The organism is Stieleria sp. JC731 (genome assembly GCF_020966635.1).
In the GTDB taxonomy this organism is placed as follows: Bacteria; Planctomycetota; Planctomycetia; order Pirellulales; family Pirellulaceae; genus Stieleria.
Genome location: NZ_JAJKFQ010000011.1, coordinates 1,524,768 through 1,547,668 on the forward strand (window position 1 = coordinate 1,524,768; position 22,901 = coordinate 1,547,668).

The following is a 22,901-nucleotide window of genomic DNA, read 5'->3' on the forward strand; positions in this document are numbered from 1 at the left end:
GCTCGTGGCTTTTAGAACTCGCGACGCGATGAACTAGTTGGAAACTAATTCGCGAGGCCGACAAGGTGCAGTGCTGATCAACAGTTGATCGGGGATGCAGATATGAAAGGTGGATCCGACGCCGATTGCTGTTTCCACAGTAATTCGACCTCCCATCTCGGTGACGATTCGTTTGCAAATCGCCAGGCCGATTCCTGTACCTGAATACTCTTCGCGGCCGTGTAGCCGTTGAAACGGCTCAAAGATCTTTTTGTCGAACTTTGGGTCCATTCCGATGCCATTGTCCATCACGCTGATGGTGCAATATCCGTTTTCGACTTTCGATCGAATCTCGATCAGCAGCGGTCTGGAGCGGTCGGAATACTTGATCGAGTTTGTGATCAGGTTTTGTAGCAACGAGTACATCTTGGTGGGCACTGCAAGGATTGTCGGCAGTGCCTCACAGCGAAGTTCCGCATTGGTTTCTTCGATTGCCATCGCAAGGTCCTGCCGCAAGTCTTGCATCGCAAGATTCAAATCGACCTCTTCAGGTTCTGATTGTGACGATCCGAATCGCGAATACTCCAACAGGTCGCTAATCAACTCCTGCATGCGTTTGGCATTGTTGTTGGCGAAATCGATATAGCGATTGGCGTCTTCATCGAGCTGTTCGGCGTATTCTTGTCGCAACAGATCGGTGAAGCAGGTGATCATTCGAAGCGGTTCTCGAAGATCATGCGATGCGACATGCGTGAAACGCTGCAGTTCTTGGTTTTTTCGCGCCACATCATCCGCATTCTCCTTTTGTTGAGTGACGTCGATGATGATTCCTGCGGCGCGGAGCGGCCGACCGCAGGCACGTCGTTCGACGATCTTTCCTCGTGATTGGATCCATTTGTAGGAACCATCGGAACATTGAATTCGCGTGATCGAACCAACTGTATTGGACGAAGCATCTTGTTGCTGTCCGAAAATACCTCCCGGGCTGTCTTCTGGGTGCAGTAGCCGATGAATCTCTTCAATCGAGCTCGTATTTCCGTTGATGTTGTAACCGAACAACTTGTTGAATTGATTGTTGACTGTGACGCTTGCACTGCCGTAGTCAACGTCCCAGATTACCGCTTCGGCTGAGTCTACAACCAGTTCGAGGCGTTCTCGCCATTCGGCCGCTTTACGCTGTGCCTGATAAAGCTTTGCATCTCGATCAGCAATTTTGCGTTCAAGGTGCTTTTGTTCGACTGCGGATCGAATGGTGCTGTCGAGGATTTCCCCCGTCAACGTGGCTTTCACTAAGTAATGCTTGGCCCCGCATCGGATCGATTCGGTTGCGATCGATTCGCGTCCCAATCGGGTCAACGTGATTACCGGGAGAAAGGGGTGGCTGAGTATCGTCTTTCGAATGAATGCGATACTTCCCTCACAAGGAAACGCATCATCGATCAAAACACAGTCAGGAACCTTCTTCGCTAAAAAGCCGTTGGCTTCTTGAAGTGAACTCGCCGTCGATGCGTTCACGGCGATCGTGTTCAGGTTTTTTAGGTTCCGAGCAATCCAATCACGGTCATTCGCATCACCGTCGATGACCAAGACTGAAAGTTCATGTCCACAGGTAATGGAATCATTCACTGTCGCGATGGCGTCATCGATGATTGATAATAGTGGCTCGTACTGAAGTTTAGAGACGCTGATGAAATCACGGACACTGCTGTGAAATACGTTTGCGGCGACAAATTCGTTGCGGTGACCGGTCAAAATGACGATCGGTAACTTTGGATTTTTTTGGTGAAGTAAGTCGACGACCGGTTCCGCACATTGACATTCAATTTTTTCGTCGAGGAAAACGACGTCGGGACTTATTTGGTCGGTTTTGTCTAGGCCGCTAAGGCAATCATCGGCATGATGAAGTGTGAAGCGGCGATCTGGATTTCCAATCGCCTGGCCACAACTAAGTATGCTCGAAAACTTATCGAAGCTCGCGCGATCGGGCGTGATCACAAGAATTCGGCAATCGCGATCATGTTCGGCGTTTTCATTCATAGGCTTACAGCGTTCCAAGTAAGGCGATGACCTATTGAGGACATTCGAGACGGCCTTCGATTCGACCGATCGCGGCGAGTTAACGGCAGTTTGCAAAGATGGCTAAGTCGACAATGCACGTAACGGATCCAGTTGCTTCGTCTTGGATTCGTCGTAGGACGGCACCGATGGCAATCATCGGTTTTCAAAGTCTGCAAGCTACTGATACAGCATCAGAATGTGAGACCGAGTATTGATCGCGCCAATCGCCGACGCATTTATCAGTGTTCGCCCTGAACGCCGCGTCGGTACCACGACATTTGAAAGGAGCGACTCGATTCACCGGTTGGACTTCCCTTACTTGGAGACGTCTAGTGACATTCACTGTCGCAGTCTGGCGGTAGAACCGAGTGTCGAACAACTGACGACACGCTTTGCACACCCGAAGTATCACAGCGCGTTCATGTAAACAGCGGCGGGTTTCTCCAATCATGGGGGGAACCTACAGCAGGGTCACAGAAGCACACTGTACTTGTCAGTGGACCATTCAGTACTTGGGTGGATCGCTTGCTACAAACGATCCTGAACGCGACGAAGAAACGACTGCGGTCGTCTGAAAACCAACCTGCCAAACGTCATTCGGCAAACGAGATTAATTTGGCCATTCAGCTGAAGTCTCGTCGAAGGATACCAGCAAAGCTTTTAGCTGACAGCGTTCCCTCATCGAATCCGATCGTCCCCAAGATGATCGGCAATCGCTAGATCAAATCGCGTAGTGAGCGAATCGCCAGAGGTTCCTTGGTGGCAAAGGGTTCGCCGTATCGTCGGGCGATTAGGTTTCCGAAGTAGCCGGCGTCCGTTGTCAGTCGGTCCATCATTGTTGGCGGATCTGTCGGACGGCCAGTGATGAATTGACTTTCGTACGCCATGATCGATGCGAGCTTGCGTTCGAACGTCTCACTGATGTCAACAATCCAATTCGGCTGAACAGCTAAGCGAAGATGGATACAGAAGTAGTAGTACAAACGCTCGGGATGGAATCGCTCGCCAGGCATGTCTGACTTGGAAAGCTTCGAATAGAAACGAGCGGCTTCGATCATCTCCGTCGCCGCAACATGATCGGGGTGGGCGTCGTGAAAGAATGGTGCAAAGATCCAACGTGGGCGAAGCATGCGAAAATAGCTGGCCACATGTTTTCGGTTTTCGATGGTGTGCACCAATTCGCGATTGGTTAAACCTGCATTGCCGCGCCATGTTGGTCGAAGGATCTCTGTGGCTCGCAACGTTTCAGCTCGTCGAATCTCTTCGCTGCCGTGAGGAGTGGGCTCACCGGTGGTAAGATCCAAAATCCCAACTCGCATCCCTTGATCAACCATCTTCGCAATCGTTCCCCCCATTCCCAGCTCCGCGTCATCGGGATGAGGCGCGACCACGAGCATGTCCAATGGCTCGATCGGTTCAATGGTTTCCGGTCCGTCGGTGTGAATCTTCATCGTTGGTAAATCGGGAGGTAGTGATAGCGTACCGATAGCGACAAAATCGCGAGTGACGTCGAATAGACCATGCCGACGTTTCGTTCTTCGCCGCTGGGGGACATCCAAGACCCATCACGTCTTTGTCGCGGCAGCAGCAAAGACGCGACGACCTTTCTCGCTTCTTCGTTAAACTTGCCACCAGCTTGATACATTCCTTGGGCGTAATAGTACAGCCCATAGAATAGGTATCGCTCACTAACCTTGGGTTCGTTTTGCAACAACCAGTTTGCCGCCGCCGCAACTTCTTTGGCGTCGTATTCTCCGCACACCTGCATGGCCAACAAACCCGCAGCGGTCATCGTAAACGAGGGATGCGTTTGTCCGGGGGTGTAGCTGAAACCACCGCTTCCGGAGCCCTGTCCACTGAAACGCCCGGTGAACGAATTTCGTAGGTATTCAAGCGCGCTCTCGATCGCCTCGGCAGGAACATCCAATCCATCGTTCTTCGCTGATCGCAAAGCCATCAGCTGCCAAATCGATACCGACAGATCGCTTTCCGGAGATCCCGGCGTGTATCGCCAACCACCTTGCAATCGACGAGCTTTGGGAACTGCCTGTGATGCAAGGATCAGTCGAATGGCATGTTCCAGTCGGTCATGGATGGCATTGTTCTGTTCAACGGTGGCGCCCATGCCTAGCATTTCAGTCAGCATCAGTGTCGCGATGCCGTGGCCGTACATCCGTGATCCGTCGTGCTGTCCCAGGTAGCCGGAGTCGGTTTGATGGTGAGCACGTAAAACGAAATCGATTGCGGCACGCATCGCGCGGCCGTTACGCGTCGGCTCAGATGGCTCCGTTCCCACCGCGGCCATTGCCATAATGGCGAGTGCTGTCAGAGCGACTTCGTGTCCTCGGTCGGTAATCGATCCCGCCGCAATATGACTGCCCGTACGTTGATTGCTGATCAAGTACTCGACCGCGCGGTTGCAGGCATCGTCAAGTTGATCGTTGACATACAAGTTGTCGACGGAAAGGTCTTCTTGTGCGACTGCGCTACCAACGTGCCAAGGAATGAGCCCACCGGCACCGGCTGCAAATCCGCCTGTTATCGCGGCCAAGAGATTTCGCCGCTGAATACCACTCATTCTTTCGTCTCCGCCGAGCGTTTACTGATCGCTTTGAAGTACGCTTTCACTTCTGCCGCGTAACCTCTCGGGATACGTGTCTTTCGGCCTTGGTTGGCGTTCTCGACCCCTTGTTCGCGAAGGTCTCCCCAATCGCCGTCGACAATATCAACATCGCCGACTTGGTTGCTGCCGTTTGGCGGCTCGCCGCTGCCGGCTTCCGAGACCGGGTTGGACGACTGCTTTGATCCTTGTGATTGGTCACCTTGCTGACCTGATTGAGCTTGCGCAAGACTTTGCATTCGCTGTTTGGCTGCTGCCTGCAGTTGTGCGTCAAGCATCTGGGCCAGGGTTGGCGACGCTTGAGCAGCATTCCCGGCAGATGAAGCGTCTGACTGCTGACCGGCTTGGTCGCCTTGACTTGCTCCGTTAGCCTGCGAACTGCTACCGCTCGGTTGTCCAGAACTTTGCTGCATCCCTTCGCTCGGATTGCCAGCCTGTCCGTTCTGGCTGTCCTGCTGACCTTGGTTGGCAGATTGATTTTCAGACGATCCTGAAAGTGAGCGATCCAATTCATCCAGCGTCTGAGCCATTTGTTCGGGGCTAGCCTGGTCGAATGCTGTCGGCCGAGATTGACTGTCGGAACTGTTTCCGTCTGCCGGTGAGTTCTGGTTTTGGCTGGGCGACATATTCGGTTGGCGTGTCGCATCGGCACTAGGCAGAGGCTGCTGATTCATTTGTTCCGAAGCTTGTGAATCGGAATTCGCGGATGAACTGTCTGCCGGGGCTTGGTTGGATGCGGATTGAAACTGTTCGGTCAGCCGATCCGCTTGCTCATCGATCTGCTCCGACGCTTGACTGATCGCTTCGCTCGCCTGCGGTGAAACCGAATCATCTTGTTGGGTTTTGTCCAAGAGGTCGCCGGCGGATTTTGAAGACTGCGCCGGTTGCATTTCGGTGCGTTTTGCCGCTTCGGCCAACTGAGACGCGATCGCTTCACGCTCGAGCCGTTTTTCGTGTCTTGAGGCTCGCATCAAATTGTCAGCCGCCTGTTGTACGTCTCGCGAAACGGCGTCTTGTCGGTCGCCACTATGTCTGGCATGGTCACGGCTTGCGCGTAAGTCATCTGCAAATTGTGATTGCTGAGACATTTGATCGAGTTCGCGAGCGATATTTTCGAGCCGTTGCCCAACGTTTTCGGCAAGCTTTTGCCCCAACTCGGAGGCCGGGTTTGCCTTTTCTAGATCGTTGGCCTTGGTGTCATTGATATCGTTGGCGCGGCGATTGGCGTCTTCTCGGCGGTCACGAGCGAGTTGCTTCGTGGTCTTCGCTTGCTCTTCAGTCCGCTCAGCTTCGGCGAGACGATCCTGTTGCTTTGCAATTTCGTCCTTTCGCCATTGATTGTCAGGTTCGTTCTTTAAACGTTCCTGTTCACGTTTGATTGATTCGGTGGATTCTCGGATCGTTTGTTGAGCACGATTAATGCGTTGATTGGCTTGCGTTTCATTTGAATTCCATCGATTGCGTTGCTGATTGAGTGCGTTCAATTCTTGATTGCGAAGTCGATTTTCATTTTGTCGCATATTGGCAGCCGCTCGATCTCTGGCATCATCCGACTGGTGGAGATCTCGTTCGGCGGAGCGTCCCAGTTGCTTGGAAGCTTTGTCGACCGTGCGGTGAGCTTCACGAAGTTGTTCTTGCATCTGACTTGCCGCTTGCTGCAATTCGGAAAGCGTCGAATCGCCGCGTCGAGCCTGCTCGGTCGATTTGATTGCCTGGTCGACTTGCTGACGAGCGTCTTCAAGGAGTTGTCGGCCATCGGCATCATTGCCCCAGCCGGCTGCAGATTGGGCGGTCGGTAGCGTTCGATCCCGCAAGGTTTCGGCGCGTTGGATAAACTCTTCAAGCAGCATCCGCTGTTGCTGTTTCTGTTCACTGAATGCATCGTCGTCCTGTTCAAGTGAACGTTGCAGTTGCCTTTCTTGGTCTGCGGATTGGCGCAGGCTGCGGACGGCATCATCAACAATCGAATTGGAAATGTCACTTAAGGATTCCTGCATCGGCTCATTTCGTTGCAGTTCCTCTTCGAGTTGACGCAGCAATTCACGCGGATCTTGTGAAGCCGAACGAGCCATCTGTTCGGCTTGTTCATAGCGGTTTTGGAGCTGTTGTGCAGCTTGCAGTTCTTGCTCAGTTTGCCGGAGCTGTTCGCGTGATTCAGAAATATCTTCTCCCGCGTCAAGCTTTTCGAAATGTTCCGCGGTCTGTTGCAGTCGGTCTTCCAGTTTTGACAAACTCTGTTCAGCTTGTTCCATGGCCCGCTGACGTTGTTGGTCAGTGGATGCGTTTTCGGCTTGTTTCGCCGTTTGTTTTGTCTCTCGCAAAGCTTCAGCGATCATTTCTGCAGCCGCATCCGCATCGCGAGCCCGCTGACGTTGCTGTTCATCGGTGATCGTTGCAGTGTTGGCTTCATCGATCAATGACTGCACCGTCTCGGTCGCTTTCTCGGCGGCTTCATCGATCGATTCCAAAGCCTGGTCGGTAGCTTTGGCGTCGGAGGGGTCCTGCTGCTCAGTTGACTTGGCGGCCTCATCGGATTTCTGCGCCGCCTCGCGAGCCTGCTTGGCAGCTTCGCGGGCCTGTTCGGCAATTGTTTGGACGTATTTCCGCAGAGTTTGACGAGCTTCCGTTTGAAACTGCTGGAGGTTGGTTTCGCCAACATCGATCCCTCGCGAAATTCCCTCGAGCGGTAGTGCTGCGGAAACGAAGGGATCGTTACGCCAAATTCGAGCGTCGAGTTTATCTTGTGCTGATCTCCACTGGTCGCTGTGACGAATCTGATCCAAGTCGCCAAGGAATTCCCAGTCGATCCCCGCATCCCGAAGGTAGATCAACGCGAGTTCAAGTCGGACATTTTGATACTTCATCCAAATCGAGTGGTAGATCTTTCGAAGTGCTGAACTGTCAGGTTGTCGCTCACCATCGCGGATTGCCAAGATGGCTTTTGCCGTGTTGCGAAGCTCACCTGTCGATTCCAATATTCGGATCGCTTTCGCGATCGCGTTGAAAACCTCTTCTGGCGATTCTTCTTTGTAAGGTTGGAAACCGGATTCGGTGACGTTTTTAATCGCTCGACTATAGAGCCCAAGATCGGACGCAAGGTCAAGATCTGAACGCTGCTTATGGCGACAGAGGCTTTCCCATCCGGCCGACCGAACGAGGAGCCGATTGAGCTGTGTCGTAAAACGCAATTGATGCCAGCGGGTTTCGATTGCGGCAAGTGCGGCTTTGTTGGCGTCCTTTTCTTCTTTTTCCGATTTGACGGAACGCTCCCATTGCCGTCCGCGATCTCGCAAAGAGTTGGTTTCGGTCGTCAAAAATCCAACTTCGCGTAACATGTCTCGTTCCAACCGCACCAAGTGGTCGTGGATCCCGTGATCCATCACGTCTTGGGGCCGACTTTCTACTTCGCGCAAAAGAGATTCAACGACCGCTTCGATTTGATCTCGTTCTGCTCGCTCTTCGACGAGGGTTTCCAGTTGCAAAACCCATCGCTCGGACCATCTGGACCAGCGATCTCCGATCAGATGCTGTGCGGTCCGCGTTGGCAGCTGCGTCTCGTATTTTGCCAACAGACGATCAATCTCTTTTAATTGACCGGCAATCAGGACCAAGTACCGGGGCAAACGCTCCGAAGGCAAGTTTTCGGAAAGCTTTGCGACGTTTTGCCGAAGCATATTCACATCCGCGTACATGGCTGACAAAAAAGCAGCCGCGAAACGTTGTTGTGTGAATTCTGCTAACCGTTGACTCTGGTTTTTCGCACTGCCAGCTGCGGAGGCGAGTTCGGAAAGGGAGCGTTTTCGATTGGAAGTGAACGCCTCTTCGTGATGATCGTCTAAAAACGCCAGTTCGTGAAACGCTTGGTCCAATGTCGTTTCAATATCAATGACAACACGCCCGGACAACTCTGTAATCGCAGCGCTGCCTTCGTTACCCGTCACTGCTAATGTTTGCCGAATTTGTTTTACCAATTCGACGGAGTCTTTTTGCAGCTCAGACCACTTTTTCCGTTCTTCAGCGATGGCGTCCAGCTGATCGTCTTTAGCGAACTCGCGAACGCTATCAGACAACGTTTGAGTCGCCTCGGCCCACTTCAACAACGATTCGCTTTGAAGGGCCAAGTCTTCGAGGAACTGATGTCGGTCCGCATCAAAGCCATCGCCGGCGATCAACAGTTCGATAATCGGTGACGTCGACCGATTGCCCTTCCGATCGACAGCCACCAACCGAGTGCGGACGAGATCACCGGCTTTCAATTGATCGTTCGGTGACGTTTCACCCAAGCGATGAAGCAGATCCCACGACCATTGCAAATCGTGTTGCCGAGCGGGAATGTCGATCGGCAACGCATAGCTTTTTAGCACTCCGCCGTTGATCGTGATCTCCTGTTCGATTTGACTGATCGGCAAATCGTCGATGACCTTGGCCTTCATTTCTAAGACATCCAGGGAGGAAACCATTTGGCTCATTTGAATGCTTTTGTCCCACTGCACGATCGGGCTTAGGTCCAAGACCGGAACGATCATGTTCATGGGGGCGAATGGGTTGTCTAGGCCGCTTTGAGCACTAGTCGCTTCGACTTGATATTGTCCCGATGTTTTGATCGAAACGGAAGCTTTGAATTTCGTTCCGTCCTCGTTGACCGGTTCCATCAGGCTTTGACTGCCGCGAACTCCATATCGGATGGCCGCGGTTTCGACGGGTTGGTCAAATGTCACAGTGACCTCGGCCGTCGTCCCTTGCAGTGCCTTCAGATCACCGTGTTCTTCTTCCGCGCTGCGATCGTTCAGCTGTGCATATTCCGGCAGACGATAGAGCTTTTCGAAAAGTACGACCTTTGGTCTTGGCAAAGGCGTCAAACGATGCCACGAAGTGATGGCATCACCGGCGAGGATTCGATACCGAAGGGGAGTCGACCCGACGGAAAGATTAGCCGCAAAGGTGTCTCCAGTAGGTTGTTCGGCGGAGACTGCTGAATCATCCGCAGAATCGAGTGGAATCGCATCGCTGTCTTCGTCTGTTTCGCTTCCTCCGGATGGTCGAAAATCGCTGGGGTTCAGCCGCGGCGTCATCGCGCTTTCAACTTCGTTTCCATCCAGGTCTTGCCACTGCAGTAGGACTTCGGAATCTCCGTAGTCCAAAACGCTAACGACGACCGCGACCGCGTCTCCCTGAGCGACATACTTCGTCGGCGGGTCGGGTTGCACAATCGTGACTTTGGTCCGAGACGCGCGTTCGATCGAAAATCCAGGCAGCGCGGCACGAGCCAAACGTCGGCCGAATTGCGCCGATGGGACCAGCATCAACAGGCTGCATACTCCGACGACAATGAAGCCACTGACCAGCCATCGTCGTACCAGTTTTAGTGGTAACAACTGAGCTACCTGGACGGCGGCAATCCGCTTGCCCACGCGTGATTGCAAGACCCGTTGGAAATAGGGTGAGCCGTTGGCGTGACGCGGATCGGATAGTTCAACTGCGGAAACTAAGTCTTCACGCAATGTCGGAGACATCGAGTCGAGATGCTTGGCCAAGTGCAGATCATCGGTTTGTCTCAGGGGCCGAATTGCTGCAAACCACACGACCGCTCCGGTCGCTACGTACACGCCGACTGCGAGCGCCCAGCGCAGGGGATCGTTAATGAAGAACAGAAAATCCAACATCGCGACGGTGAGCGCCGACAAGACAAACGTCAGCAGTGCGACACCGATACCACGCAGCACCAAAAGCAAGCTTCGCCGACGTCTAAACTGGCCGAGGCTTCGCCTGGTGGCCGGATCCAGATCGCTGGTTTGCTGTGCCGCAGTATTGAAGAATTGATCGCTTGTCGTTGACATGATTCTTTCTCGCTAGGTCTTGCCTATACCAAGCCCGCCCGCTTTCGACACCACCATTCGATCGCTAACAGCAGAATGATGGGACAAAACCAAAAGTAGGATTGCCACAACACCGTGTCCGTTTCGATGATCGTTCCACTGGACAGCGGTTTTAGTAAATCAAGAATTTGGCCCGAATCGGATTCATGAAAATATTCACCGCCTCCGGACGAAGCGATCTCTCGAAGCGACGATTCGTCTAGGCTCATCCGCTGCATCTCCGCGCTGCGGCTTTCATTGATCCAAACCGGTGTCGATGCTAGCAGTGCCGACTCGTCAAAGCCGCTGGCTCGGATTCGAATCGAGTACTCATCTGCGGGAAGGGATAGGATCGTCCCGCGATAAGTTCCCCGTTGCGGCTGATCGACGGACATCGGAACGGTGGCGATGACGACGCCATTTCGCATCACCATCGCATCGACGGTGGAGTCGGATACTGGATTGCCGCGGCCGTCTCGCAGACGCGCGCGGACCTCAACGGCAGAACCGGCGGCGTATTCGACCTTGTCGGTACCGAGTGAAACGAATTGATCGCTCGCCGAGTAAGGAGGCTCCATTGCGGCGACAACTAACTGATTCCAAAATCTCGCATGGAATCGATCCGCAACCTTGTATCGCCAACGCCAGGTTTGGTCGGAACCACAATAAAAGACTCGGCCCGAGCCATACATTCGTGTCGCCAACCAAGGTGTGGTGCGTCCGCCACGAAGCACTGCCTCGGCCCAAGATTCGGCGCCGTCGGCAAGCTCGACATTCATCGTCCAACTGGGCGACGGCAGCTGCATCCAAAACTGACCTAAGTTTTCGACGCCGTCGACAAGCGCCAAAGCCGGTTGCTCAAGACCCGCCGATGTTGGACGGACTCCTGTGGGCTGATTGGTTTGGCTGGATCCGATGTATCGCACCGGCATCAATTCACCAAGTTCGGTTTGCGCCAGCGTGCGAAGCTTTCCGAACCGACCTTCGATGACAATTAGTCCTCCGCCACCGGCAACGTAACGAATCAGCCTTCCGCGATCCTCCGACGTGAAAATCGATGGGTCGATTTCACCGATAAGTACGGCATCGTAGTTTGATAAGCCGGTATCGCTATCGGGAAATTGGTCGTCCTGTTCACCGCGAGGTAGCGTGGGGTTTTGTGTGCCGGGACCAAAGACAATCACATTGGCCTTCCACGCAGGATCGCGAACGAACAGATTCTTTAGATACCGTGTTTCCCAGCGACTTGAACCGTCGAGAATCAGAATCTTTCGATCGCGTGTTGACGCGGTCACACGGAATTCCGTTGCGTTATTCTTATCGGAATAGTCGCGACCCGAAGTCTCAATCGACGCGGTGAACTGTAGCACTTCGTTCGTCCGTTCGATCCCGCGAGGCAGTCGTTGTTGAAGCCTCTGAAGTATCGGCTGCACATCGATTTCGAATGGGACGGGGCGAGTCGTATCGGTGTCGATCAGCAGATCTTTCTGCCAAACGACTTCCCCTTCGGATTCGATCTTCAGTTTGATCGGTGTGCCTTCCTCGCCAAATTGTTTGAGCACGATTTCGCCAGCAAGCCGACCGGCTCGCGCGACCGATTCTGGCTTGAGAACTTCGACGATACCGACATCATCGGGCTCATCGACCGAACCGAAACCCATGGTTACGACGTTCGTTCCACCAATAGAAAGTTGCTTGGCAATCGAACTGGGCGAGCGTTGTCCGCTTGAACGCGCGTTGTCTTGGCCATCGCTTAGGATAACGAGGGCTGATCGGCGTACCGAATCGGTTTCGGTGGTTGTGTCTGGTGCCTCGTCTCCCGAATTTAGGTTTAGCGACGACAAAACGGAAACCAAGGGACTCGATAAGTCTGTTCCGGTTCCGTTTGCTGCGATGTCCAGCGACGAGGGCAGCGGCGTATCACTATCGCTAGACCAGATCGGCACCGCAGTGTCGCGATCAAAAGCGATCACGTCCACGGCGTGTGTTTGCTTCATTTGTTCCAGCCAGCCCGGTTCACTCGGCGTTCCGACTAAATAGTCACTCGCTCGACGCAAGCGGTTGGCAGGACCATCAGGCGACTGACTGTCACTAAGCGACATACTCTGTGACGTATCGACAGCGAAAACGACTCGGCCTAGTGTCCCGATCACCTGGCGACGATGCCAAATCGGGCCAGCCAGAATCAGCACCACCAACGCAACCGCAGTCGCACGCAAACTGGGCAATAGCCACGAGTAGGGCGTTTGAAGCGTTTTGGTTTCACGTTGATACAGAAACAAAACGGTGACGACAGAAACGGCGACCAAGGCCAGGACCAGCCAGACCGGCAGATCCCCTGCAAAGCGAAGCGGGAATAGGACTGGGAAGATCATCGTAGGCCTCCTGCCGTTCGTCGTTTGGCGAGCAGGTTTTGTTGAAGCCACAATTCGCCGACCAAGGCGACCAAAAGCACAGCCCACAACCATCGCCAGATTTCACGACCAAACGATCGTGATCGATCGGCTGCCTGTAAAGCGTCAGCGTTGTCAAATGACGCAGCACCCAGTGTCTCTCTCAATCGGGCAACTTGCTGAGATCCGGCTCCGATCAAGTTGGACTCAATCGAATCGACAGTGACCAATCGAAGGACACTCGTCGTGTGGGGATCGCCTTGCGTCGATGACTGTTTCTCGCGGCGTCCGACAGAGTACAGCCCTTCTTGGTAAGTCTCGGTAAAACGTACCGGTTGACCATTCGACGGTGGCGAGATTTCGCGTTCGCCTGATGGCGATTTGACAATCCAGGTGTAAGACGCGGGATCAAGCGATTGGTCTGTGGCTTCAAACTGTGACTGTGGGATCACAAGCGGCAATCCAACAGAGGATGTCGCGTCGGTCTGTTTGCCGGCAAGGTCTAAGACCATTTGGCCGATCAGAGGCAAAAAGATCGGGCGAAGCGGAAGGTTGCTCCACTGATTGTTGGCCGTCAATGCGAACTGGACAACGTTGCCTTCACCGACCTGGGCCGAAACGGCCAACGCTTTTCCGTCAGTGGTTTGCATGAGCACGCGGCGGTTTGCAAAGGTGTCGGACTCGGTGGTGGGATCCAGCGTCAGCTGGCGAAACGCATAAACGTCCACATCCGAAAAAGGGTTGCCGTCACCGGAAAAAATCGTCCACGGTTCGTATTGGCGACTTGGGTTATCAATCGAGAACTGATCGACCGGTTGGCCGTTTTCGTCCAACGCTGCTTCTAAGGTGCTATCAAGCTGTGCAGGAAAATGAAGCGTTGCAGTCTTTCCGATCCAGTCACGATTGTATGTTTCGGTAACAACGTCTGGACCATCAAATACGATCAACGAGCCGCCTTGATTGACGAAGTCGGCCAGGCGAGATTGATCCGTATCGCTCAGTCGATCGACATTGGTTAACGCGACGACGTCCGGTGCTGACTCGGACATCATTTCATGAAGCCGGCGTAATGGGATCGTTGTCGAGCGAATCGGATCGGGACGGTCGTCACCTCCGAATGCGAATGGGCTCAGTGCGATCGCAAGATAGTCCGCATGCCCTTCGAGAGAACGGCGGCTTGGTTTTCCATCAACAATCAGCACATTGATCTCTGGCATGACTTCGACGAGTGTGCTGCGTCGATTGTCGTCGATCAACATGTCGACCCGATCGATCATTGCCGTCACTTGATGAATGCCGGGCTGATCGATGGTCTGTGTCAATCGGTTCGTCACACTGCTCTTTGCGTCAATAGAAATCGTACGCGGATCCAACGGTTGTCCGTCGATTGACCAAGTCAGCCGGACATCGTTGGCTGGTACCTCGCCGGAGTTGCGGATCGTCGCCGAATAGACGCCTGACCGCTCGCGAACGACAACGGGCGAGACGACTTCAACAGCATCAATAGACACGTTGTTCAGTTCGGCCCATTGAGGTGTCAATTCGAGAAAATCGAAGATCGTTTCGTTTGCCGAATCGGTTCCTGATTGAACTTCGGTCGCCAGACGCTGGGCCATTTCCAGCGTCGAAACGTCAATCGTGTGTTCCTGAAAATCACTGACCAACAAAATTTGCCGCCGAGGGTACGAAGCGTCTTGTGATGCGACGACTGCGGCATCAAGCAATTGACCGATCGATACGGGGCCGCCGATCGCTTTGACGCCACGCAGTTTGTTGACAGCTTCAGCGACACCCATTTTTGGCGCGATCGCGGATACTCGTGACGAACGGACCAACATCACTTCGTCCCGCCTCGATAGCTCACCGAGCACCTTGCGCAATTCTTCTTTCGCTGATTCGATCAGGGGAGATCCTCCCGTGGCTGTCAGTGACATGCTTCGTGAATCGTCCAGTGCGATGATCAGCGTCTTGGGGGCATCACCCGCAAGGGCTTTAAGTCCCGTCCAAACCGGTCGAGCCAAACAGAGGGCTAGCAACACCGGGATCAGGCAGCGGATCAAAAGCAACAACAGATTGGTCACTTGCATCCTTCGGCGATTGACCCGAATCACATTGTCGAGCAGGTGCATCGCCCCCCAGTCCAATGTCTTAAACCTGCTTCGAAAAAAGAGATGAATGACCAACGGGATCGAGAATGCTAATGCGCCGAAGGCTAAGATTCCGTTCAACAGATTCATCGAGACATCCTCCGTCTTGCCGCGACGTATTCGTGCAAAACATCGACGAAGGATTGGTCCGTTTGAATCGGTACCAGGTCGACACGACTGCGGCGACATGCCTCTTTTAATTGGCTGTTGTGTTCCTCAAGACGTTTCCGATACGCGTCGGCCAGCACAGATGCGTCAACGGTTTGTTCGGGCGATGATTGTTCAAGATCTTTGAACTGGATGCGACCGCTGAATGGAAAGTCAACTTCATCGGGATCCAAGATCTGAAAGAAAATGACTTCGTGTCCCGCCGCACGAAACTGTGCAAGTGATCGCGATAGCGAGTCGATATCACCCATCGAGTCGGAAAGGATCGCAACGAGTCCTCGGCGTCCCAGTTTGGGAACGACTTTGCGGAACACACTGCCTAAATCCGTTTCGCGTCGATCATGGTTCGCTAACAATCCCGTTAATATCGCGCGAAGGTGCGAGGGTCGACTTCGTAGCGGAACGAGTTGTCGGACGTCGTTATCAAATGTGATCAGTCCGACAGGGTCTTGCTGGCCTAGCAAAAAGTAGGCGATAGCGGCAGAAAGTCGGACCGCATAATCTCGCTTGGTTAATCCATCAACACTTCGAGTTCCGCCGTATTCCATTGACCCGCTTTGATCGACCAAGATGGTGCATCGAAGATTGGTTTCTTCTTCGTATTGGCGGATGTACAGTCGATCGCTTTTGCCGTAGACCTTCCAGTCGATGTTCTTTAGCTCGTCACCTTGAACATATTGGCGATGCTCTTTGAATTCGACACTGAACCCTTTGTGGGGTGAACGGTGTCTTCCGCTGCAGTAGCCTTCAACGACATCACGTGCCAGCATTTGAAGTCGTGCAACCCGCGAAAGTTCTTTCGGTTTTACAAAGTCCAGTATTCGCATTGGCGAAATGGTGCGACAGGTTTGGAAAGTGGGAAGCAGGGAGGGTAGGTGAATGCCAGAAAGATCGCAGTTTCATTGTCAGCTTGTTAGCCCGGCATGGTATTCCCGTTCATTGTAAGCAATTTTGCATCCCGCTAGTTCTCGTTTGTCCCCTCCCGTCGGGGAGCACGCATGTTGAATCCTACACAGCTCGGCTTTTTGTTCGCGATTACTGCCAACGTAATTTGGGGGCTATTCCCGATTTACTGGGCATTCTTGCGGCACATGCCGGCCGTTGAGCTGGTCTCGCACCGAATTGCCTGGGCATTTGCTTTCTCGGTTGTGATCGCCGCGATCCGGTTTTTCACGGTCAATCAGGATATTCGCAAAGAGCTGCTGGCGAACATTTTTCGCTGGAAAACCTGGGCGTTGTACTCCGCATCGGCAGTGCTAATCGCGATCAATTGGTTGGCATTTTTATGGGCGGTGACTCACGACCAAGTTCTGCTGTCGTCATTGGGGTACTATATCAACCCCCTTTTCAACGTCTTGTTGGGCGTGATCGTTCTGGGGGAAACCCTGCGGACATCGCGATGGGTCGCGATTGGATTCGCAACCGTTGGCGTGACCATCATGGCAGTCGGCACCGGCGAGATTCCTTGGGTGTCGTTGATCATGGCGTCTTCGTTTGCCGGATACGCACTGCTGAAAAAGAAAGCCGGACTGGACGTTTTGTACGGCCTGTTATTGGAAACGATTGTCTTGATCGTCCCGACTATCTTTTATCTCGGTTGGTTGCAATCCACTGGCGATGCGACATTCGGGAATATCAGTTTGGGGACCGATTGCCTACTGATTTTGGGCGGGCTGTTGACGCTACTTCCTCTCGCCCTCTTTTCAGCGGCAACCCAGCGAGTGCCCTTGTCGATCATTGGTGTTTTGCAATACGTCGGGCCCACGCTGCAGTTTATCGTGGGTGTCGCGTATTTTGGCGAATCGGTAAGCCTTCAGCGACTGATCGGTTTTGCATTCGTTTGGACTGGTGTTGCTATCTTTCTGTACAAGAGGAAACCACAGCCAGCTCCTAGCAGCGCAATCCTTGGAACATACGGCCGCTGATCTTACCGTTTCAGTCCTAGCTAAAACGTACGAGCGTCGACTTTTGGACTCGCACAAAGCCTAAGGCGAGAAACCCAAGAGTCGGCTCCGCGGTCGGCGGATTGCGTGATGTTGCGAGCCCTAAATGGATCGATTGCGGATCAGATTCTTTGTTCAAAGAATCATGACTCGCCTCAACGGTCGATCGCGCTATGATGAGCCGGTGGGCCGCATCGGTTCACGCCTGTCCAATCGGGTTCGTATTGCTCTCGTACAGCTCGCCGCTTTTCACGTCTTATCACGGCCATGCAAACACTTGCAAAATCACTGCTGAAACGACGCGAAGCTCTTGCGCATTACTATTCACGAAAGTTGCTCCCTGATTCGTTCAGTATCATCAGTGATGACTGTTGGGGAGGCCAGATCTATCGGCAGCTAAAGCTTCCTTACACGACACCGACTGTGGGGCTTTTTGTCGAGCCATCTGGCTACCTTGATTTTGTCGAAGCGATCTTGGCGAAGCGAACCGAGACCCTGACATTCATTGACAGCGACGAAGCGTATCCGGTCGCGACGTTTGCCGGTATTCCGTTGCATTTCATGCATTACCACTCCGAAGACGAGGCGCGTGATAAGTTCAGTCGACGGATCAGCCGAATCGATTGGAATCATTTGTTGGTCAAAATTGATTTCGGAAAGGACGGATACACCGAATCCGATACCGAGCGTTGGAACCAACTTCGGTTGGAGCATGCTGTTGCGCTTTATTCGCCTACCGTTAGGGTTCCATCATCCGGGATCTACAACGGAGTACTAATCGAAGACTGGATCATCGACGGTGCATCCATGTTCAATCAGTCACGGCGATACTTCGATGTCTTCCAATGGATTCGCACGGGACAGGTTCGAAACCAAATCAGTTATCGATTGGCAAACTCACTTCTGCTGGACCCGTCTTCGCCGGGTCGATTGCGACGACGGATCAAGAATTCATAGACAGATTCTTGCTTGCCAGTGCTCATAACCACCACTGCGACGGGAAGTGAATCTTTCGATCGAGTCACATTGATTTTTGTCTGCAGGGTCTGGCGTTCGTAGGGGATTTTTGAAGCATTCGGATTAGAGTACCATTCGCAGGTCGAATGACCCGAATTGAAATCACAAACGAATAGCTGATCGGATGACAAAGATCTTTCACAATCCCCGTTGCAGCAAATCTCGCGAGGCTGTCGAGTTGCTCCGCAGCAGAGACATCGAATTCCAAGAAGTACGCTACTTGGACGATCCGCCATCGGCCAAAGAACTGAAGCAAGTTGTGAAGATGTTGGGCATCAAGCCAGCCGATCTCGTTCGGCGAAAGGAAAAGCTTTTCAAAGAGTTACAGCTGGAAGACCAGAAATTGTCCGACAAAAAGTGGATTGAAATCATGGTCGAAAATCCAAAGTTGATCGAACGTCCGATTGTCATTCACAACGAACACGCCGCAATCGGTCGACCGATCGAGAAGATAGTCGAGCTACTCGATTCAGATGGTTAGCATGGCTTTCCGAGTTCGGGCATGCGAAGTTTGATGATTTGCGATGGTCGGCTCAAGCTATTTCAAACTGCAGCTGTGAATCGCATTGCAGAAATGGGCAGTGCACATCGGTGGTGTTCGAGTGACTATATTCGGGAGCGGCGGTGGGTCGAAGTTCGGCGTTGCTGCTGATTCTTCGAACCAAATCATGCAGTCACTTGAATGGAAAACGCGTTTGTTTATCGCTCCATTGCAGTCCTCATCTCTAGTTGCATCGGCCGAGGATTAACCTGGGAAATAGCGCGACAGGTTGTCTGTTTTGCGGCCTTTCTGCTGCTGGTGATATTGGCGAGCAGTGGTGTCTGTATTGCTGAAGAGCCATTCGTCATCGCATTCGACCGCTTCGGTCAGCATGATGAGATCGACAAAGCCACCAGTGGTGCTCTGTTGGTGAGTGAACTGAACTGTGTTGCTTGTCACGATTCAGATGATCCTTGGTTGCAACCCAAAGGTGGCCCTCGATTAGAAGGTGCCGGGAACCGAATTCAGTCAGAATGGATCCGCGAATTTCTTCAATCTCCCCATGCCGCGAAGCCTGGCACAACGATGCCGGATGTCTTAAGTCAGCTTCCCAGCGGACAGCGAGACGAGGCGATTGAATCTTTGGTGGCGTTTTTGTCCTCAAGGCAAAAGGAATTCACGCAGCCGAAAGCGGGTGGCGCACTCCCGGTCATCCATCAGTTCTGGAATCATGGTGACACGCAACGTGGAAAACAGTTGTTCCACACGATTGGTTGCGTTGCGTGTCATCAGCCCAGTCGGGATTTCGATACCGCCGAAGCGACTCCTTCAGCAATCGATGAACTAATCGAACAGCTTGATGCCGACGAATTGGAAGACCTTGGACTTGCATCTGCAGCACGTCGGGTTCAGTCAATTCCACTGCCTGATCTTTCGGCAAAATACTCCTACCAGTCTTTAACCACATTTTTGTTGTGGCCACACGAAATCCGACCCAACGCCAGGATGCCTTCGCTTCGGTTGTCGCCTGCAGAGTCAGCCGATATCGCTGCCTACTTAGTTGGCCTAGGAGACCCGTCTAAGACGCCGCAAGAAATTCGATCTCGAACATTCGCAGATGACTTGATCGCCAAGGGGGCAAAGCTATTTGCCGAACTGAACTGTCAACGCTGTCATCAAACTACAGATTTGCCCGATCAATCTGCTGGACGCCCTTTTCGCGAACTCGATTTCGAAGCGGACACGGGATGTCTAAACAATACTAGTGGTCGTTCGCCACGATACGGACTGACGCAAATCCAAAAGGACGCGATCACGACGTTTGCGATAGCGGAAGAGGGTCCACTGGCAGATCCAGAGAACCAGATCCGTCATCGAATGTTGCAGCTGAATTGTTTTGGGTGTCATGAGCGAGGCAGCATTGGGGGCGTTGGCCGATACCGAAAGCCATATTTCGAAACCTTTCATCATGTCGACCTCGGTGATGAAGGACGCTTGCCACCGACTCTTCAAAAGGTAGAAAACAAGCTCAACTCGAACGTGCTTGCGAAAGTGTTTGATTCGAAGACCAGTTCGCATCGACCTTTCATGAAAGCGAGAATGCCTGCGTATTCTGCAGAGGCCGTGAAGCCGATCTTGTCTGGGTTGTCGAAGCTCGCAAGTGCATCTGATACCACGCATCTTGAACTTGGCGACGATTCAAAGAAGGCGATTGATGTGGGACGTGAGTTGGTTAACACCGGTTGTGTTCAATGCCACGCTTTCGGCGGTGAGTCGTTGCCAGGTGTCGTCGGAATCGATTTGCAACAGATTGATCAGCGAATTCGACCGGACTGGTTCTACGAATTTGTAAAGAACCCGAATGCGGTAAAAGAACGAACACGGATGCCAACGTTTTTCCCCAACGGAGAAAGCAATCGCAAGGATTTATTGGACGGCGACGTCGATCGACAATTGGCCGCGATCTGGGCTTACCTCGGTAAATTGCCGGGTAGCGGACTTCCCCGTTCGATTGACGAGATACGGTCTGCGAACTTCGAACTGGTTCCGAACGAAAATCCAATCGTCCTGCGGACATTTATGGACGACGCTGGGACGCACGCGATCGCGGTCGGTTTTCGCCAGGAACTGAATTTTGCGTTTGATGCTGAACGGTTGCGGTTGGCTTTGATGTGGAAAGGGCGATTTCTTGATGCGAAAGGAACCTGGTACGAGCGTTTTACTCCACCTGCCAATCCACTCGGAACGGAACGGATTGTTTTTCCGTTGAACGCGGGAAGGCTTTTGCCCGATGAACGGGCGCAGTTCCGAGGTTACCGTTTAGACGAACACGGCGTCCCTACGTTCCTGTATAGGATTGGCGATCTTGATTTCACGGACAAGATATCGCCCAGTTCAGAGAAAAGCCTTAGACGCACAGTCACGATGACTCAGCTGAAATCATCAGCGAACAGATTGCAGCTTCACTTGCACAGCGGCAAAGAACTTCGTCTTGATGCTCGGAATCCTTTGTCTTGCACAGATGAACTTGGTTTGTCCGTTCGACTCCTGTCACCAGATTTGACAACTGAAATTCGGCAAGTCGATTTGATGAAGGTCTGGCTTCTGAAAGCTGCAACTGGAAACAAACAGAAGATTGAATTGGAGTATCAATGGTGAACAAGACACAATCAAAGTTTGTTGTTTCAGTACTTTCAGCATGCTTGTCACTGTCGACCGGGTTGAATGCATTGGCCGACGATCGATATTTCCGTATCGTCGATGTCGCAACTGCGGCGGCAACAACGGATTCACGTTCGAAAAACTGGAAGCCCGCAGACGACGGAGTCGCACTTGAAATCTCCGGGATGAGTTTTTTGCAGGATGGGCGATTGGCGGTCGCGATCCGGAAAGGGGAGGTTTGGCTTCTTGACGGTATCTACGACGATTCGCCCGACAATCTGACCTATCAACGTTTTGCAGACGCGTTACATGAGCCGCTGGGTCTGCTTGAACAAGACGGTGATCTGCTAACGGTGCAGCGAACCGAGCTAACCCGACTTCGCGATACCAATGGTGACGATGTTGCCGACGAGTATTTGACGGTGGCAAAGGGTTGGGGAGTGACCGGGCATTACCACGAATACGCTTATGGTCCCAAAGCAGATGGAGATGGAAATCTTTGGATCACCTTGAACATCGGAATGGGCTTGAAAGGATCGCAGCTTGATCGGACGGTCCGCGATCCAGTTCTGGGGTATCGCCAAGGACTATGGCGTGGTTGGGGTATGAAAGTTTCTACCGATGGCGAAATGGTTCCGGTTTGCGCCGGAATGAGATCACCATCCGGAATCGGAGCTAACCAGCAGGGCGACATGTTCTACACCGACCAGCAGGGAAATTGGGTTGCCACCAATTCGCTTCATCATATGCGTACCGGAGCGTTCTTCCATCATGCCGAATCGCTCGCGTCAATGAACCAACCTGGCTCTACGATTCACGGCGTAAAAAAAGTACCAGGCGGTCTGCCGCTTCCTCAGGCACTGAAGTCTTTCGAACAACTGCGACCACCGGCCGTTTGGTTTCCGTACAAAAAGATGGGACAGTCGGCGACCGATATCGTGCTCGACGAAAGCGCCGGAGCCTTTGGTCCATTCGCCGGGCAGCTATTTGTCGGCGAATTTACCCAGGCGGGTATCAACCGTGTGTTTTTGGAAAAGGTTGGTGGCGAGTATCAAGGCGCCTGCTTTCCATTCAAGTTAGGTTTCGCCTCAGCGGTGCTGCGTATGGTTCAAGGCCCTGATGGCAGCCTATTTGTCGGTTTGACCAACCGTGGATGGAGCAGCCTTGGGCGATCGAGTTATGGATTGCAGCGATTGGTTTGGACGGGTGAAACGCCGTTCGAAATTAAAGAAATGCGAGCCAAACCTGACGGCTTCGAACTTGAATTCACTCGACCGGTTGATCGAACAACCGCGGAAGATACTGCGTCGTACAAAATGAAAAGCTACACATATCTTTATCACTCCGCTTATGGAAGTGACGAGATCCAGACGGAATCGCTGGGCATCGAAAGTGCGCAGGTATCTGAAGATGGACGAACGGTGATGCTGAAGGTAGACAATCTGCGAGAGTTGTTCGTTCATGAATTGAATGCGAGCGGCATTCGGGATTCCAACGGTGATGAATTGCTTCATCCCGAAGGGTATTACACCCTCAACCGAATCCCAACATCACGATAATAAAGGGGGAAAAGACTCTT

The 22,901-nt window shown here is 52.8% G+C and carries 13 protein-coding genes; 6 read left to right on the forward strand and 7 right to left on the reverse strand.

Annotation, left to right across the window (positions count from 1 at the left end):
- Nucleotides 1-33: 33 nt before the first annotated feature.
- Entirely contained in the window at nt 34-2,016 is a 1,983-nt protein-coding gene (locus LOC67_RS22330; RefSeq protein WP_230265031.1) for an ATP-binding protein, read from the reverse strand.
- A 537-nt stretch (nt 2,017-2,553) separates the two neighbouring features.
- On the opposite strand from LOC67_RS22330, the gene LOC67_RS22335 reads away from it, so the two are divergent.
- Entirely contained in the window at nt 2,554-2,757 is a 204-nt protein-coding gene (locus LOC67_RS22335) for a hypothetical protein (protein WP_230265032.1), read from the forward strand.
- On the opposite strand, the gene bshB1 is transcribed toward LOC67_RS22335, so the two are convergent.
- Genes bshB1 through LOC67_RS22365 form a run of 6 tightly spaced genes read right to left on the reverse strand, consistent with a single transcriptional unit; the run spans nt 2,754 to nt 16,047 of the window.
- A complete protein-coding gene (bshB1, locus tag LOC67_RS22340) occupies nt 2,754-3,488 on the reverse strand; it encodes a bacillithiol biosynthesis deacetylase BshB1 (protein ID WP_230265033.1) in 735 nt (244 codons plus the stop codon). The genes LOC67_RS22335 and bshB1 overlap by 4 nt on opposite strands.
- Nucleotides 3,485-4,615: a prenyltransferase/squalene oxidase repeat-containing protein gene (locus LOC67_RS22345; protein WP_230265034.1), complete on the reverse strand. Its 1,131-nt coding sequence runs from the start codon at nt 4,613-4,615 to the stop codon at nt 3,485-3,487. The genes bshB1 and LOC67_RS22345 overlap by 4 nt, the downstream gene beginning before the upstream one ends.
- The gene (locus tag LOC67_RS22350; RefSeq protein ID WP_230265035.1) at nt 4,612-10,494 is read right to left on the reverse strand and encodes a hypothetical protein; all 5,883 of its coding nucleotides are present in this window, start codon (nt 10,492-10,494) and stop codon (nt 4,612-4,614) included. Before LOC67_RS22350 ends, LOC67_RS22345 begins: the two co-directional genes overlap by 4 nt.
- A gap of 23 nt (nt 10,495-10,517) precedes the next feature.
- Nucleotides 10,518-12,887, reverse strand: coding sequence for a hypothetical protein (locus tag LOC67_RS22355; RefSeq protein WP_230265036.1), 2,370 nt, complete (start codon nt 12,885-12,887; stop codon nt 10,518-10,520).
- On the reverse strand, nt 12,884-15,142 hold the full coding sequence (locus LOC67_RS22360) for a BatA domain-containing protein (RefSeq protein WP_230265037.1): 2,259 nt from the start codon (nt 15,140-15,142) through the stop codon (nt 12,884-12,886). Before LOC67_RS22360 ends, LOC67_RS22355 begins: the two co-directional genes overlap by 4 nt.
- Complete coding sequence (locus LOC67_RS22365; RefSeq protein ID WP_230265038.1) at nt 15,139-16,047, reverse strand: DUF58 domain-containing protein; 909 nt, start codon at nt 16,045-16,047, stop codon at nt 15,139-15,141. Before LOC67_RS22365 ends, LOC67_RS22360 begins: the two co-directional genes overlap by 4 nt.
- Before the next feature lie 171 nt (nt 16,048-16,218).
- Between LOC67_RS22365 and rarD the strand changes: the two genes are divergently transcribed.
- The 5 genes from rarD (at nt 16,219) to LOC67_RS22390 (ending at nt 22,881) form a co-directional block, all read left to right on the forward strand.
- Nucleotides 16,219-17,145, forward strand: a complete 927-nt coding sequence (rarD, locus tag LOC67_RS22370) for an EamA family transporter RarD (protein ID WP_230265039.1) — start codon at nt 16,219-16,221, stop codon at nt 17,143-17,145.
- Nucleotides 17,146-17,430: 285 nt separating this feature from the next.
- Nucleotides 17,431-18,120 carry a DUF1919 domain-containing protein gene (locus LOC67_RS22375; RefSeq protein WP_230265040.1) on the forward strand — a complete coding sequence of 230 codons (690 nt, stop codon included), beginning with the start codon at nt 17,431-17,433 and terminating at the stop codon, nt 18,118-18,120.
- Nucleotides 18,121-18,304: 184 nt separating this feature from the next.
- Nucleotides 18,305-18,661: an arsenate reductase (glutaredoxin) gene (gene arsC, locus LOC67_RS22380; protein ID WP_230265041.1), complete on the forward strand. Its 357-nt coding sequence runs from the start codon at nt 18,305-18,307 to the stop codon at nt 18,659-18,661.
- A 201-nt stretch (nt 18,662-18,862) separates the two neighbouring features.
- The gene (locus LOC67_RS22385; RefSeq protein WP_230265042.1) at nt 18,863-21,319 is read left to right on the forward strand and encodes a c-type cytochrome; all 2,457 of its coding nucleotides are present in this window, start codon (nt 18,863-18,865) and stop codon (nt 21,317-21,319) included.
- Nucleotides 21,313-22,881, forward strand: a complete 1,569-nt coding sequence (locus LOC67_RS22390; RefSeq protein WP_230265043.1) for a hypothetical protein — start codon at nt 21,313-21,315, stop codon at nt 22,879-22,881. The genes LOC67_RS22385 and LOC67_RS22390 overlap by 7 nt, the downstream gene beginning before the upstream one ends.
- Nucleotides 22,882-22,901 lie beyond the last annotated feature (20 nt).